General features: G+C 70.9%; 11 protein-coding genes. 1 reads left to right on the top strand and 10 read right to left on the bottom strand.

Features of this window, described 5'->3' with window-relative positions:
• Positions 1 to 405: 405 nt before the first annotated feature.
• Positions 406 to 1041: a hypothetical protein gene (locus ACWENQ_RS33150; RefSeq protein WP_452417756.1), complete on the top strand. Its 636-nt coding sequence runs from the start codon at positions 406 to 408 to the stop codon at positions 1039 to 1041.
• Between the two features lie 249 nt (positions 1042 to 1290).
• Here ACWENQ_RS33150 and ACWENQ_RS33155 read toward each other — a convergent pair whose 3' ends face one another.
• The 10 genes from ACWENQ_RS33155 to ACWENQ_RS33200 all read right to left on the bottom strand — a co-directional run bounded on the left by ACWENQ_RS33155 (position 1291) and on the right by ACWENQ_RS33200 (position 14305).
• Complete coding sequence (locus ACWENQ_RS33155) at positions 1291 to 4425, bottom strand: helix-turn-helix transcriptional regulator (RefSeq protein WP_452417757.1); 3135 nt, start codon at positions 4423 to 4425, stop codon at positions 1291 to 1293.
• A gap of 49 nt (positions 4426 to 4474) precedes the next feature.
• The gene (locus tag ACWENQ_RS33160; protein ID WP_449930225.1) at positions 4475 to 4942 is read right to left on the bottom strand and encodes an SAM-dependent methyltransferase; all 468 of its coding nucleotides are present in this window, start codon (positions 4940 to 4942) and stop codon (positions 4475 to 4477) included.
• A 5-nt stretch (positions 4943 to 4947) separates the two neighbouring features.
• A complete protein-coding gene (locus ACWENQ_RS33165; RefSeq protein ID WP_452417758.1) occupies positions 4948 to 5940 on the bottom strand; it encodes an MBL fold metallo-hydrolase in 993 nt (330 codons plus the stop codon).
• Positions 5937 to 6353, bottom strand: a complete 417-nt coding sequence (locus tag ACWENQ_RS33170; RefSeq protein ID WP_449930221.1) for an SRPBCC family protein — start codon at positions 6351 to 6353, stop codon at positions 5937 to 5939. Before ACWENQ_RS33170 ends, ACWENQ_RS33165 begins: the two co-directional genes overlap by 4 nt.
• On the bottom strand, positions 6350 to 7597 hold the full coding sequence (locus ACWENQ_RS33175) for a M24 family metallopeptidase (RefSeq protein WP_452417759.1): 1248 nt from the start codon (positions 7595 to 7597) through the stop codon (positions 6350 to 6352). The genes ACWENQ_RS33170 and ACWENQ_RS33175 overlap by 4 nt, the downstream gene beginning before the upstream one ends.
• A 151-nt stretch (positions 7598 to 7748) precedes the next feature.
• Positions 7749 to 10352, bottom strand: a complete 2604-nt coding sequence (locus tag ACWENQ_RS33180) for a family 78 glycoside hydrolase catalytic domain (RefSeq protein ID WP_452417761.1) — start codon at positions 10350 to 10352, stop codon at positions 7749 to 7751.
• 14 nt (positions 10353 to 10366) lie between these two features.
• Positions 10367 to 11356: a serine hydrolase domain-containing protein gene (locus ACWENQ_RS33185; protein WP_452417762.1), complete on the bottom strand. Its 990-nt coding sequence runs from the start codon at positions 11354 to 11356 to the stop codon at positions 10367 to 10369.
• Positions 11353 to 12171 (bottom strand): carbohydrate ABC transporter permease, encoded by an 819-nt coding sequence (locus ACWENQ_RS33190; protein WP_449930213.1) that lies wholly within the window; start codon positions 12169 to 12171, stop codon positions 11353 to 11355. The genes ACWENQ_RS33185 and ACWENQ_RS33190 overlap by 4 nt, the downstream gene beginning before the upstream one ends.
• The gene (locus ACWENQ_RS33195) at positions 12168 to 13016 is read right to left on the bottom strand and encodes a carbohydrate ABC transporter permease (protein ID WP_452417763.1); all 849 of its coding nucleotides are present in this window, start codon (positions 13014 to 13016) and stop codon (positions 12168 to 12170) included. Before ACWENQ_RS33195 ends, ACWENQ_RS33190 begins: the two co-directional genes overlap by 4 nt.
• Complete coding sequence (locus tag ACWENQ_RS33200) at positions 13016 to 14305, bottom strand: ABC transporter substrate-binding protein (protein ID WP_452417765.1); 1290 nt, start codon at positions 14303 to 14305, stop codon at positions 13016 to 13018. Before ACWENQ_RS33200 ends, ACWENQ_RS33195 begins: the two co-directional genes overlap by 1 nt.
• Between the last annotated feature and the right edge of the window lie 120 nt (positions 14306 to 14425).

The raw sequence follows: 14425 nt of genomic DNA on the forward strand, positions 1-14425 counted from the left end.
GATCCAGTTCCGGAACGTCTCGGGGCCGACCCCAAGTCGGTGGCGATCCCCGCGCTCGTTGCTCCTGGCCTGGACTCATACAGCGCCACCGCGTCCTTCTTGAACTGCGGTGGACAGTTCTTCATCCCCAACGGGACACTCTCCCGATCTCCCCGAACCAGTAGGGTTCAGGGTCTCAGGTGTCCAGCCCCCGGGCGGAACGCCCGAGTTCTCAGCGGGGCAGCCCGTGCGGCTGAGGCAAGGCCCTCGCGGAGCGTGTGCTGAAATTACTTCACAGAATTGACATTCTGACGAGTCATCCGTGAGGTCGTCAGAGGAGATCCATTTCGACCCTTGTCATTCCCTGCGAGACTGTCCGCACCGTGCCCCCACCGCGTCGGAGCCTGAGGGATGGAAAGCTGACAGATGCGCCTTGACATCATCCGGAGATTCGCCGCTTGGGCGGCCATGAACGCCGACGGCATGATCGCCCTTGCCCTTGCTGTGATCGTAGCCGTGCTGGGCACAACCGTCGATAAACTGCCACCTGGACTCACTGAGAGCGCCACGTTGCTCGTCATGGCCCTTGTGGGGACCACGGTCCTTCGCGATCGGGCCCACTTATCCTGGCGGTTCGAACAACTCGAAAACCTGATCAAAGAGGCATCCCCCACGCTGCGCCGCAGGTCGGTCACGTCCGAAGACGACGACCTCGATCAGCGCTTCCACTATCTGGCCGAGCGGCTGGAGGACACTTTCCAAGAACTGGAAGAGCTTGAGAATGCGATGCGGGCGCGCGCCGCCATGGCCCGCAGGCTCGCGGCCGAAGCAGAATCCAATAGGCGTGAGGCCGAGACGAGTCGTGAAGTAGCGGAGCGGCGCCAGGAAGAGGCCAAGGCGTTCGACCTCCTACTCCAGAGCAAGATCGACGATGTGGCAGAGCGTGTGGAGAAACGCGGCCAAGGCACCCAGCGGCGGTACATGCTCTACGGCGTCGTCCTCGGGGCCACAGCCGCCATCTTGCTTGACGCGAGCAAGGCCCTGTGGGCGTTCTGGACGTAACCCAGCCCCACCGCTTCCCGGACACAGGGACGCTCAGGCGTGCGGACGTGAGGTCTGCCCTGGTAGTGGCAGTGTCGGGCTGTCCGTTGGTGACGGCGGCACCAGTCTGACCAGCGCCGGGTGTTCGTGATCGTGTGGGTGGTGGTCCGGCGACCTGATCGGTGCCCTTGAGGGCCTTGTCGCCCCGCTTGATGTCCACGCCTGGGACCCCGAGCGCACGCAGCTGCGCGCGCTCATGGGGCGGCTCCGTCAGATGACGGTGACGTACTGGGCCAGTTCGCCGCGCGAGGTGATGCCCAGTTTCGGGAACGCCTTGTACAGGTGGTAGGCGACCGTGCGCGGGCTGAGGAACAGGTGGGCGCCGATCTCACGGTTCGAGGCGCCCGTCGCTGCCAGCCGTACCACCTGGAGCTCTTGTGGGGTGAGGGCGGCCAGCGGATCCTCGGCGTGGCGGCGGTCGGACAGGGAGGCGCCGGCGGCCCGCAGTTCGGTCGCCGCGCGTTTCGCCCAGGGAGCGGCGCCGAGCCGTTCGAAGCCCTCCATCGCCGCGCGCAGGTGTGTGCGGGCCTCGGCGCGCCGCTGGTGGCGGCGCAGCCACTCGCCGTACAGCAGTTCGGTGCGGGCTTGCTCGAAGGGCTGATCGGCCTGCCGGTGGAGGGCGAGTGCCCGCGCGTAGCCGTCGCCGTCGCCGCTCAGCAGCGCTTCGCACCGCTTGAGTACGGCATGCGCCCAGGGCTGGTCGATGACGTTCGCCCAGTCGCGGAAACGGGTGAAGGCCGGCCGGGCCCGCTCGGGTGTTCCGGCACGGGCGGCGGACTCGACGTAGTCGGGGCAGGCGTACCACCACAGGAAGGCATGTCGAGCCGGTCCGGCCAGGGCCTGGTCCATGCGCTCGAGCACCGCGGTGTGTCGTCCAGCGGCGAGATCGAGGGCGATCAGCGCGTACGTTCCCCAGCCCAGGCCGGTCATCCACGCCCCGTCCACGTCGTCCGCCCTGGCGGCCAGTTCGCGGCAGCGCTCCTCCTCACCGGCGACGCCGGCGAGCCAGGCGGCCAGGCCGGTGAGATAGTCGTGCCAGTACGGCTGGCCGACGTCCTCGGCGATGTGTATTCCGTCGGCCGCGCTCTCGCGCGCGGCGTGATGTCGTCCATTGGTGAGCTGGGCCAGGGCCAGCAGCATCATGGCCTGCGGCAGGCGACCGGCTCGCCCGGCGGTACGGCACTCGGCGACGAGCCGGGTGGCGTCTTGCAGCATGGCGTGCTGGTCGCCGCGCATGAATCCCCTGTATGCGGCCAGCAACCGCAGGTCGACCGGCACCGATTCCTCACTGCGAAGGCCTGGGCCCGTGATCGCGGCCATGAGGTCGCCCTCCAGCAGGCGGCGCATCCCGTGGTTGAGCGCGTGCACCGCGCCGAGCGGCCCGTCCAGGCGTGGGGTCAGCTCCTCGGTCCGGCGGGCGAGCGGCACCTGGTCGGGATGTGTCCTGCTGCTCCAGACGTACACGCTCGCCAGGCCGAGCATGGTCAGCGCAGACACCGGGTCGGCGGCGGCGATGAGCTCGGCGCCCTCCTGCAGCAGCCGGGTCGCCTCCAGCGGCCGGCCCGCCTGGAAGGCGAGCGTCGCCCGCACCCGCGCCAGCTCCGCTGCCACCTCCTCGTCCTGTGGCCGGTCGGCGCGGCGAGCCAAGCCCTCTGCCTGCTGCCACAGCCCCGCGTCCAACGCCGCCGTCGCGCCGGCCGTCAACCTGCGTACCTTGGCTGCGGGATCGGCCGACAGCTCGGCGGCGCCGGACGCGATGTCGCCCGTGGCGAGCAGGCGCAGCCCGTCGGCGCCCCGGAGGAGAAAGGCATCGGGCACGTCCAGGCCGGACAGCCGGGCAGCGGTGTCCCCGGCTGCTGCCTCAGGGGCGGGCGAGTCCCAGGCCGCCGCCATCGCCTCGAACGTCATCAAGGCACCCGCCTGGCGGTCGAGCGGCGCAACATTCGTGGCCGCGTCGAGCAGGAGTGTGCGCGCTGACTCCGGCCGGCCCCTGGCATGTTCCAACCGGGCCCTCGTCAAGGCCAGGCGGGCGATCCACGCCGGGTCGCGCACGTACGGCAGCGCCTCGCCCGCCAGCGCGGCGGCGTGCTCGATCTGCCCCGCTTCGCTCGCCGCCATGGCCGCTGCGGCAAGGCGGCGCCCCCGGGTGTCCCGATCTTCGGTCAGTTGCGCCGCGCGGCGGTAGGCAGCGGCGACCGCGGCGAGGCCGCCACGCGACCTGAACAGCTCGGCGTTGCGCTCCAGTTCGGTCGCCGCCTGCTCGTCATGGCCCACCGTCGCCGCGGCCAGGTGCCAGGCCCGGCGTCCGCCATCCCCGACCGTCTCGGCAAGTGCGTGGTGCGCGGCCATCCGCTGCGACAGCGGCGCGCTCTGATAGGCGGCGGCGCGTGCCAGCGGATGGCGGAACCTCAAGCGGCCCTCGGCGACGCGGATCAGCCCGGCGTCGGCCGCAGGCCCCAGATCGGCCACCGATGCGCCCATCCGCTGCCCCGCGCGTACGATCAGGGCCGGGTCGCCCGTGTCGTCCGCCGCCGCGATCGTCAGCAGCGTGCGCGCAGGCGCGGGTAGCGCACCGATCCGCGCATCGAAGATCCGCTGGATCCGCCAGGAGACCGGCATGACACCGATCTCGTGCTCGTCCACCGGCTCAATGCCGTCCCGCTGGGCAGGGCTGAGCGCGCCGACCAGCTCCACCAGCGCCAGGGGATTGCCCTGCGCCTGGGACAGCAATCCCTGACGTGCCGAGACATGCAGGTCGGGCGCATGATCAGCGAGCAGGGCCGCCCCGGCCTCGTCGGAGAGCGGCCCCAACTCCACGACCGGCACGCCCGGACGGTCGAACACCGGCGAGCCGTCGCGCACGGCGAAGATCATGGCCACGCGCTCGGCGCCCAGCCTGCGGGCGGCGAACAGCAGCGCCTCGGCCGACTCCAGGTCCAGCCAGTGCGCGTCGTCGATCAACACCACCACCGGCTGCTCCTCGGCCAGCTCGCCGAGCAGGGTCAGCGCGGCGGCACCGACCAGGAAACGATCGCCCGCCGCGCCGTACGGCGGATCGATCAGCCCGCGCAGGGCGCGGGCCTGCTGCTCCGGCAGCCGATCGGCCAGATGACGCACCTCACGGAACAGCACCTGCAATCCCGCGTAGGGGAGCTCGGCTTCCGACTCCACGCCCCAGGCCCACAGCAGCCTGGACTCCCCGGCCGAGGAAGACACGGACTCCAACAGAGTCGTCTTGCCCGCGCCCGCCTCGCCGCGGATCACCACGGCACCGCCACGGCCTTCCCGCGCCCGCGACAGGGCACGCTCAAGCGCGGCGACCTCGGCTGCCCGCCCCCTCAACACGCCCGCCACCCTACCGACCGGTGTGACGAGGCAGGTCGGGCGCGGTACGTCAGTAGTAGTGGCGCATGATCTCGGTGGCCCACGGGGGCTGGGTCGTGGGTCCGACGGGGCCGAACTCGCTCATGTACGGCTTGATGTCCAGCACGGGAGTGCCGTCCACCGCGTCCAGGCCCCGCACGTGCGCCTCCAGCCCATCGACCTTGGTCAGGCGGCAGCGAGAGAGCCCGAGCCGGTTGGGGCGGTTCTTGCCGCGCTGGGCGAAGATCCCGACCAACGGCCAGTCGGTGTTGCCGCGGGGGTGGCGGGCGCCGGTCTCGATCTTCTCGGCCGGCACCCGGTCGAAGAAGTAGATGACCTCCAGGTGCGAGAAACCGTCCAGGCCGGCCAGCGCGTCAGGGCCGAACTGCGCCGCGTCCAACCTGATGACGGCGGAGACCGTCCCCCAATCGTCGTCGAAGACCACCTCCCGCCCGCCGATCACGTGACCGATGGGACGGGCGACCACTTCCTTCAGCATGTGATTCAACGTCCCACATAGAGGCGGTAGGTCGCCAGGATATTGAGCCGATGCAGGTTCCTGCACAGGTCGAGCATGGCGTGCCGGGCGAGGTCCGGTGGGACCTGGTAGGTGGCGAGCGCGGCTGACAGCGCCGGATCGAGTCGCTCGGCCCACGGGTTGGTGCAGGCGGCCATCGTCTCATCCAAGGGACGGCCGGCCCGCACAGCGGCGAGGACCTCCTCGTGCAGCCGTTCCAGATAGGCGATGAGCGTGTCGATGGCGGCGTGCCCGCCGCCCATCGGGCCGTGGCCGGGCACGATCGTCTCCAGGTCGGGCAGCGCCTGCCTCATCCGGCGCAGTGACTCCAGGTACGGCAGCGGGCCGCCCTGGAGCAGCATGTGCGCGATGCCCGCGTGCGCCAGGAAATTGCCGGTCCAGGCGGTCCGAGTGTCGGGGACGTAGACGACGGTGTCGCCGGGGCCGTTGCCGGGGCCGAAGTGCCAGAGCTGGACTGTTCGGCCGCCGAGGTCGATCTCGGCGAAGGAGTCGAAGATGATGTCCGGGAGCCGCCAGCGGGTCACGGCGGTGAGCGACGCCTCGTCGCCGTACATGTTGCCCGACCTGACCTGCTTCTCGTAGTCCAGATCGGCCATGTTCTCCTTGTTGAGGCGTGACGACACGATGACGGTGTCCTCGGGGAAGGCCAGGTTTCCGAAGGTGTGGTCGCCGTGGTAGGTCGTGTTGGCGAGGTAGCGCACCGGCCGGTCGGTCAGCTCGGCGGCCAGGTCCTGGATCTGCCGAGACACCTCGGGGGTGATTCCCGCGTCGACGATCAGGGCGGTGTCGTGGCCGACGACGAGCCCGTTGTTGTCCTTCGGCGGCAGGTTCGCCATCAGCGCGTGGACGCCGGGCGCCAACTCGCGGGGGAGCAGTCGCAAACCTGCGGGTGAGAGGTTGGGTCCGGCGTATCCGGCGGGCCGTTCGGCGATCTCACGGTCGGGGATGCGGGTGGTCACAGCTGGGCCTCCAGACGCTCGAACATCAGCGGCACCTGCTTGCCGAGCTGGGCTTTGACGAGATGCTCTGCCATCTTCGGCACGCCGTCGAGCTCCAGACGGAACTCCACCGCGCACCCACCCTCGGCAGGCAGCACGCCGTACGTCTGAGAGACGCCGGGTCGGGTGCCCGGCGCGGTCCGCAGCGAGATGCGCGCGCCGGGCAGGCATTCGGTCACGGTGAGGGCGATCTCGGTACGGCGGCCCATCACCTTGCGCACCTGGTTGAGGGCGGCGCCCTCCCGCAGTGGACCGTCGAGGTGTGCTTCCAGCACGTCTGACTGCCATGCCGGGTATCCACCCAGGTCGGCCAGCACGGCGAAGACGGCCTCCACCGGCTGGGGATAGCGGGCGACGTGGTCGACGGTGATCATGAGTTGCTCCTCAGCAGTTGGGCGGTGAACGGGTTGAGCTCGTGGGGTTCGTCCTCGCCGATGACGACGGTGCCGCCGAGATTGACCAGGTGGTCGCCGATGACGGCGTTGGGTTCGAAGGCGAAGGTCATCCCGGGGGCCAGCGGGAGTTCGCCGCCCATGGTGGGCACCTCGAACAGCCGGCCGTACTCCTGGGCCTCGGGCACGCGGCGCAGTCCCGCGCCGAAGCCGCAGACGGGCCCCATCGGGTTGAGGGTGTGCACGAGCGGGTGGATGTTCCAGGCATCGGCGTTCTTCAACGGGGCCTGCATGGCCTCGACGAGGTCGCCGAAGGTGTTGCCTGGCCGGGCCGCGGCCAGCCCGGCCTCGTAGCTGGCGCGGGCGACCTCGGCGCCCAGCTCGATGTCGGGGTGCGGCTCGCCGACGGCGATGGCGACCTGGTGCTGGGTCTCCTTCATGCCGAACCGGCAGAACACCTCGGCCATGATGACGTCACCGTCGTCGATGACGCGTGGCGCCTGCGGGCGGTAGGACCAGGCGGGCGGGCCCCAGGAGATGAACCCGGGACCGGAGGACAGCAGCATGTCGGGGGCGGCCACGCCGCGCTGGAAGGCCGCCGCCATACCCGCGGCGTACACCTCGGCCTCGCTGACACCGGGCCTGGCCGCGTTCAGCATGGCCCGGGCCATCGCGTCACCGGCGGCGGCCGAATGCCGGACGACCGCCAGTTCCTCCTCCGACTGGCAGATGGTGGCGAACAGGTGGCTCAGCCCGACCGGCGTGAAGGTCACCTCGGGCAGCTCGGCGAGTACCTGGCTCCACAAGCCGTGCGGCATGATCGGGTTGATGTGGAAGGGCGGGTAGGGGTCCAGCCCGAGCACGCCGACCGCCGCGGATTCCAGGCGGTGTTCGCGCAGGACCTCGACCACGCCTGCCGCGTGCTTGGCGACGCGGATGTCGCGCGGGGCGATCCACAGTTCCTCGCCGCGTCTGCGTGCCTGGATGTGGTCGGCGACGGGAAGCGTGGACCAGGTCAGCTGGATCGGGTCGGCGTCGCGGCAGAAGATGACGATCGCACCGGGACGGTCGTTGGTGAAGTACACATCCGGCGCGAAGGGCGCCAGGTCGGCGCATTCATGCTCGCCGTAGGCGATGAGAGCTTGGACGCCCTCGGCTTCCATGATCTGCCGGGCGAGCGCCCAGCGGCGGTCTCGCTCGGCGAGAGAGTAGGTGGGAACGTGCATGCCGCCGACGCTACGGACGCGCGGTGGGGCCCGGCTTCCGTCAGCTGACTGTAGTTTCCTGTACGGCCGAGCGGCGCCTCACCCGTCAGGCGGCGTCACCACTCAGTGACGACAAGCGACACGAGTGGTGACCGCAAGCCTCACACCCAGCTCACCGGCCCAGGTCGTCCCACTCCTGGAGCAGGTGGGCCGTGGCCGCAGCGGGGGCCGTGAACGACCAGCGGCCCGGCGGCAGGTTCAGGGCGCAGCCCCCGTCGGCCAGCCTGGTGGTCGGCAGCTGCTCGCTGAGGCCCATGAGGAAGGTGCCGTTGACGCTCATCCCGTCCCATGCGCCGCGCACGGGCAACACCGCGCGGGCGGTCACGCCCTCCGGGACGGCGAACGTGAACTGCACCCCGTCGGGCCCGGCCCGCCAGCCCGACTCGACCGTCCCCGACGCGCTCTCGTAGCGGGCGTGCGCCTGGCGCAGCAGCGGGACGGGGCCGGGACGCAGCAGCAGCTCGCCGAAGCCGCCACCTGTTCCGCGCGGGTCGTCGCCCAGGCCCGCCACGTGCCGGAACAGCCAGTCGCCCACGCAGCCGTAGGCGTAGTGGTTGAAGGAGTTCATGGCCGGCGTCTGCAGGCCGTGCCGGTGGTGCCAGGCGTCCCAGCGCTCCCACATGGTCGTCGCCCCGGCGCGGAGCTGGTAGCGCCAGGACGGATAGCCCTCCTGGTTGAAGATCCGGCACGCCAGGTCGTGGTGGCCGGTCTCGGACAGCACGGGCAGCAGCAGGGGGGTGCCGACGAAGCCCGTCATGAGCCGGTGCCCGTCGGCGCGGACCAGCTCGGCCAGCGCCTGCGCCGACGCGGCCCGGTCCTCGGGCGGGACCAGGTCCCAGGCGAGGGCGACGGCGTAGCCGGTCTGCGTCTCGGTGTGCAGCCTCGGCCCGCTGAGGAAGGCCCGCTGGAAGGCGCCCGACACGCGGGTGAACGCCTCGCCGTACTCCGGCGCGTGCGGCTCGCCGAGCACGTCGGCCACGTGCGCGACCAGGCGGAGGCTGCGGGCGAGGGCGGCGGTGGCGATGAGGCTCTTGGGCGTCTCGACCGTGCCGGGGGCCAGCCAGTCGCCCAGGGCCCTGCCCGGTCTGATGCCGTCCTCTGCCTGGGCCAGGCAGTAGTCGGCCCACCGCCGCATCGGGTCGTAGGCGCGGCGCAGCGTGCGGTCGTCGCCGTAGCGCCGCCACAGCAGCCACGGCACCTCGACCAGCGCGTCGGACCATACGGGGGAGTCGTATCCGTACTCGGGCAGGACCGGCGCGACATGCGGGACCGCGCCGTCGGCCCGCTGCCCGTCGATCAGCGTCGTCACCCAGCCGGACAGGAACGCCTGCGTGTGCCGCAGGAAGCTGAGCGTCGAGCCGAACACCGAGATGTCGGCCGTCCAGCCGGTCCGCTCGTCGCGCTGCGGGCAGTCGGTCGGCACGCTCACCAGGTTGCCGTCCGCCGACGCGCCGATGTTGGCGACGAGTTGCCGTACGGCGGGATCGCTCACGGTCAGCGAGCCGGTGACGGCGAGCGCGGAGGACAGCAGCACCGCTTCCAGGTCGTCCGGCGTCAGCGCGCCCGGCCAGCCGGTGACCTCCGCGTAGCGGAACCCGTGCAGGGTGAAGGCGGGCTCCACGACGTGCGCGCCGGGGCCGAGGACGAACTCGTCACGCTGGTCCGCGGTGCGCAGGTTGTCGGTGTAGAGCCGCCCGGTCGCGGTCAGCTCCTCCCCGTGCCGCACCACGATCCGTACGGGGTCCGGCGCGTCGACGCGCAGCCGTACGCGCCCGACGACGTTCCGCCCGAAGTCGGCCACCTGGACGCCCGGCGCGGGTTCGGTCACGGACACGGCGGGCACCGTGCCGGTCACCCGCACCGGGGGAGCGGGGTCGGCCTCCACGAGGATCTCCGGGGCGGCCGTCGTCTCGGCGGGTCCGACCTGCCGGGATGGGGCCTGGACGGTCTCGCCCATCACCAGGTCGGCGCGCGGGCGGCCGAGATCCCGCCGGGTCCAGGCCGCGTCCGTGGCGAACACGCGGCGGACCCCGTCGTCGTCCCGCACGAGCACCTGGGCGCTGGCAGCGGGCCGGTCGCCGTAGCGGCGCGGGCCGCCGCTGGCGACGTGACCGGCGTACCAGCCGGGAGCGAGCCACAGCTCCAGCTCGTTCTCGCCGGGTACGAGCAGCTCCGTGAGCTCCAGCAGCCGATAGCGCGTCCGGCGACCGTAGTCGGTCCAGCCGGGGGCCAGCTCCTCCTCGCCCAGCCGCACCCCGTTGAGCAGCGCCCGGTAGACGCCCAGCGCGGTGGCGGCCAGCCAGGCGCGCCCGGGAGTGTGACGCCAGGTGAACGACCCGCGCAGGCTCACCGCCGCCCGGGGGTCGCCCGCCAGCCAGGGGGCGTCCCACCCACCGCGCGCCCGCAGGCCCGTGGTGAACGCGCCGGTCGCGTGCCCTTCCACACTCCACGTGTACGGCGTCAGCGGCGCCAGCCACTCATCCGGCACGTCCACGCCGTACGATCCGGCAGGCACGGACGACCGCCACACCTCGCGCCCGTCCGAGGACACCACCACGGTGGCCTCCTGGATCAGCCGGGCGTCCCACGACAGCCGGGGCGACGGCTCGTCCACGCCCACCGGATCCGCCAGACCGCACGTCAGGCCCACCCGTGGACCGGGCGGGGCCGAACGGATGAACGGCGCCTGCGCGCCGGAGACCTGCACTCCGAGCACCCCCGAATCCCGGTTCACGCATCGAGCCCGGTGGTGAAGGCGTTGTGCAGACCGTCGACGTCGACGCCGGACAGGCTCGGCGCCATCACGTTGATCAGCAGCACGAAGCACGCGTCCTGCTCCGGGTACATCCACCACTGGCACCCCGAGGCGCCGCCGTGCCCGTACAGCCGCCGGTCGAGCAGTCCGGGAGCCGAGTGGCGCAGGTTCCAGGTGAGGCCCCAGTCCTGCCCGGCGTTGACCGGGTCGGGCTGCAGCTTGACCAGGCCGGTCGTCTGCGGGGTCGTCATGGCGGCCAGGGTGGTCGGGTGGATCAGCCCGCGGTCGCCGCGCAGCAGCGCCCCGCCCAGCGCCAGGAGGTCCTCGGCGCGTGAGAACAGCGCCCCTGCCGGGTGGCGGAGCCGTACGAACGTGTCGAAGTCGAAGCCAGGCCCGAGCAGTTCGATGCCGTGGACCTCGGCCGCGTCGCACGCCGGGTCGAACGTGATCCGCCCGCCGCCCGGCACCAGCGTGTTCAGGTCGGAGTCGATCACCTCGGCCACGTCGCGGCCTGTGACGTCGCGGACCATCTCCGCGATCCCGGCGAAGGCCAGGTTGGAGTACTGGCTGAGCGTGCCTGCCTCGAACATCGACGGCGCGGTGACGAGGTGCTCCAGCAGGTCGTCAGGCGTGAGCGTCTGCTCGGCGATGCCGCTGGTGTGGGTGAGCAGGTGCCAGAGCGTCACGTCGGGCCGGGCGAAGTTCGGCAGTACGTCCCGCAGGGGGCGGCGCAGCGACAGCAGCCCGCGCTCGACCTGGCGCAGGGCGACCAGCCCCATCAGCGGCTTGGTCACCGAGAACAGCGCGAAGTGGTCCTCGGTCCTGGTCTCGCGGCCGTCGTGCGCGCCGAACGCCTCCAGCACCTGGATCCCGTCGGAGGTGGCGGCGCCGAACACCGCGCACGGCAGCCGCCCCTCCTTGATCTCGCGCCTGACCCAGTCGAGCGCGATGTCGTGAGTGGTCATCCCTTGAGTGCACCTTCCGTAAGACCGGCCAGGACGCGCTTCTGCGCGACGACGTACACCGCCACGAGGGGCAGCGTGGTGAGCAGGACGTGGGCGAAGACGAGGTTCCAGTTCAGGCTCTGCAGGGTGCCGGAGGCGAACTGGAACAGGCTCAGCGGCAGCGTGGCGTTCGCGCTGCCCTGCAGCAGGAAGAGGGCGAAGAAGAAGTCGTTCCAGACGTTGATGATCAGGATCACGCTGCCGACGAACAGCACCGGCCGCAGCAGGGGCAGCAGGATGCGGACGAAGACCTGCGGGCGGGAGGCGCCGTCGATGGCGGCGGCGTCCTCCAGGTCGCGGGGGAACGCCCGGACGAATCCGGTCGCCAGGAAGATCACGATGCCCAGGCGGCAGCCGGTCATGGTCAGCACATAGCCGAGCGAGCCGTCGTCCAGCGACAGGGCACGCAGCAGGTAGACGGTCGGGATGATCGACGGCGGCAGCAGGATCGACAGCCCCATCACGAAGTAGGCCGCCTGCAGCCACCGCGACCGGCTGCGCCCGAACGCCCACGCCGCCGCCGCGCCGAGGAACACCACGGCCACCACGATCGGCACGGTCACCTTGAGGCTGTTGACCAGCCCCGTCAGGTAGCCGCCCCGGTCGAGCACGATGCCGTAGTTCTCGGCGATCGCCCACGTCCTGGGCAGGCCGAGGCCCAGCTCGGCGGCCTCGCCGGCGGGTTTGAACGAGTTGACGACCACGAGCCAGACGGGCACGAGGACCCACGGGATCGCGAAGAGCGTCAGCGCCGTGTACTTGAGGACCGCTCTCATCCCGTCACCTCCCTGCGCCGCAGCCACCACACGAGGGGCACGGCGGTGGCGATCACCAGCAGCGTCACGGTGAACCCCAGGGCGCTGGCGGAGCCGAAGAAGCCCTGCCCCCACTGCTGGCGCATCACCACGTTCAGGGCCCGCGTGTGGTCGCCGGGCCCGCCGCCGGTGGTGGCGGCGATCACGTCGTACGCGCTGAGCGCGCCCACCAGCGTGACCGCCACGTTGAAGGTCAGCGCCGGGGCGAGCATGGGGAACACCACCCGCCGGAACCGGGTCCACGACCCGGCCCCGTCGACCGTCGCCGACTCCAGCAGCGACTTCGGGATGGAGTTGAGGCCCGCGATGTAGACGAGGGTGATCAGCCCGCTCCACTTCCACGCGTCGATGAACGCGACCACCACCAGCGCGGTGGACGGTTCGCCCAGCCACGCCCATTCGATGCCGAGGAAGGAGTTGACCGCCCCGTCGGGGGCGAGCAGCCCGCGCCAGATGTATCCGGCGGCCAGCGGCGAGATGAGCGTCGGCAGGAAGAAGGCCGAGCGGAAGACGGTGTTGATCCGGCTGGTCCGCTGGAGGGCCAGGGCCAGCGAGAGGCTGACCGTGTTCTGGATCGCCATGCACAGGATCGCGTACAGCACGGTCACGGTGACCGCGTTGGCCAGCAGGTCCTGCTCGATCAGCGTGCGGACGTTCTCCAGCCCGTTCCAGGTGATCTCGGCCCGGAAGCTCGTCCAGGAGGAGAACGCGAACCGGACGTTGAGCAGGAACGGGGCGAGGAAGAAGACCGTGACCAGCACGATCGCGGGCAGCGCCCAGGGCAGCCAGGCCACCCTGTTCCGCATCACCATCCGGGCAGCCCTGCCGCCTTGGCCGCCTGCTCGACCTGGCCCTGTAGCTGGGTCGCCGCCTTCTGCGGATCCTTCTGCCCGGCGATCAGCTCGGACATGAGCTGGGCCAGCCCGCCCATGCCGGGGATGTCGGAGTTGAAGGAGATGACCGCGCCGGTGTCGTACGCCTTCTTGACGTCCTGCAGCACGGACGAGACGCCCTGCGGGTCGGGCACGTCCTTGAACACGGGGAAGGTCTTGGACGCGGTGATGTACTCGGCGTAGGCAGGGCCGGTCATGAAGCGCACGAAGTCGAGCGATGCCTTCTCCCGCGCCGCGTCACCGGTCTTGGGCAGGTAGAACGTGCCGATCGGGCCGGGCGCGTAGGTCGCGAGCGGCTTGGCGCTCGACAGGCCGACGAAGCCGACGGACTCGTCGACGGTCTTCTGGTCGCCGTCCGCGGCTGCGAGGAGGGCCGGGAGCATGTCGGAGTGCTGGGCGACCATGGCGGCCTTGCCGGTCACGAGGGCCTTCATGGAGTCCTCGAACGTGGCGGTGACGATGTCCTTGTTGAAGCAGCCGTCGGCCTTCAGCTTGGCGTAGGCGGTCAGGCCGGCGACGAAGGGCGAGCCCGCGTCGGCCAGCGTGCTGCTGTGGCTCGCGATGGCCTTGCCGTACGCGTTGGACTGGTTGGCGCCTGCCAGGTAGAGGATGGGCAGGATCTGCACCGGCCAGATCGACCCGCCCGACTCGAAGACCGGCGTGACGCCGGCGGCCTTGAGCTTGGGGCAGGCGGCGGCGAGCTCGGCGAAGTTCGAGGGCGGGGTCAGCCCGGCCGCGGTGAAGACCTTCTTGTTGTAGTAGAGGCCGAAGACCTGGGGGAAGCCGGTGATGGCGGCGTAGACCTTGCCGTTGACGGACCCGGCGGCCTCGTAGAGGTCGCCGGACCTGGCGATGTACGCCTCGCCTGTCAGGTCGCGCAGGTTCTCGGCCGGGTTGAGGGCGAGCAGGCCGCTCACCGTCGCGTGGTACTCCAGGATGTCCGGGCGGTCGCCGGTGGCCCACTTGGTCTGGGTGGTCTCCTCGAAGCCGTCGGACGGGATCGACACGAGCTCGATCTTGTGGCCGGACTGCTTCTCGAACTTCCTGTACATCTCCAGCAGCGGCGCCGGGTCCGCGCTGTTGTGCCAGAGGGTCAGCTTCACCTGACCGGTCCCCTCCGGGGCGGACGACCCGCAGCCGGAGAGGGACAGGGCGAGGGCGGCGCCGATCGCCGCGCCGAGCAGACGGGATGGTGCTCTCACGCCCGTGCTCCTGTTCACTTTGGGGATTGCTGTGTAGAACGTTCTCCATTGTTAGGGCACGAGAGAATCGCCCGTCAAGAGGTAGACCTGAGTGCCGGTAGCGGGCTAGCCTCACCTTTC

The organism is Nonomuraea sp. NPDC004354 (assembly GCF_053602555.1).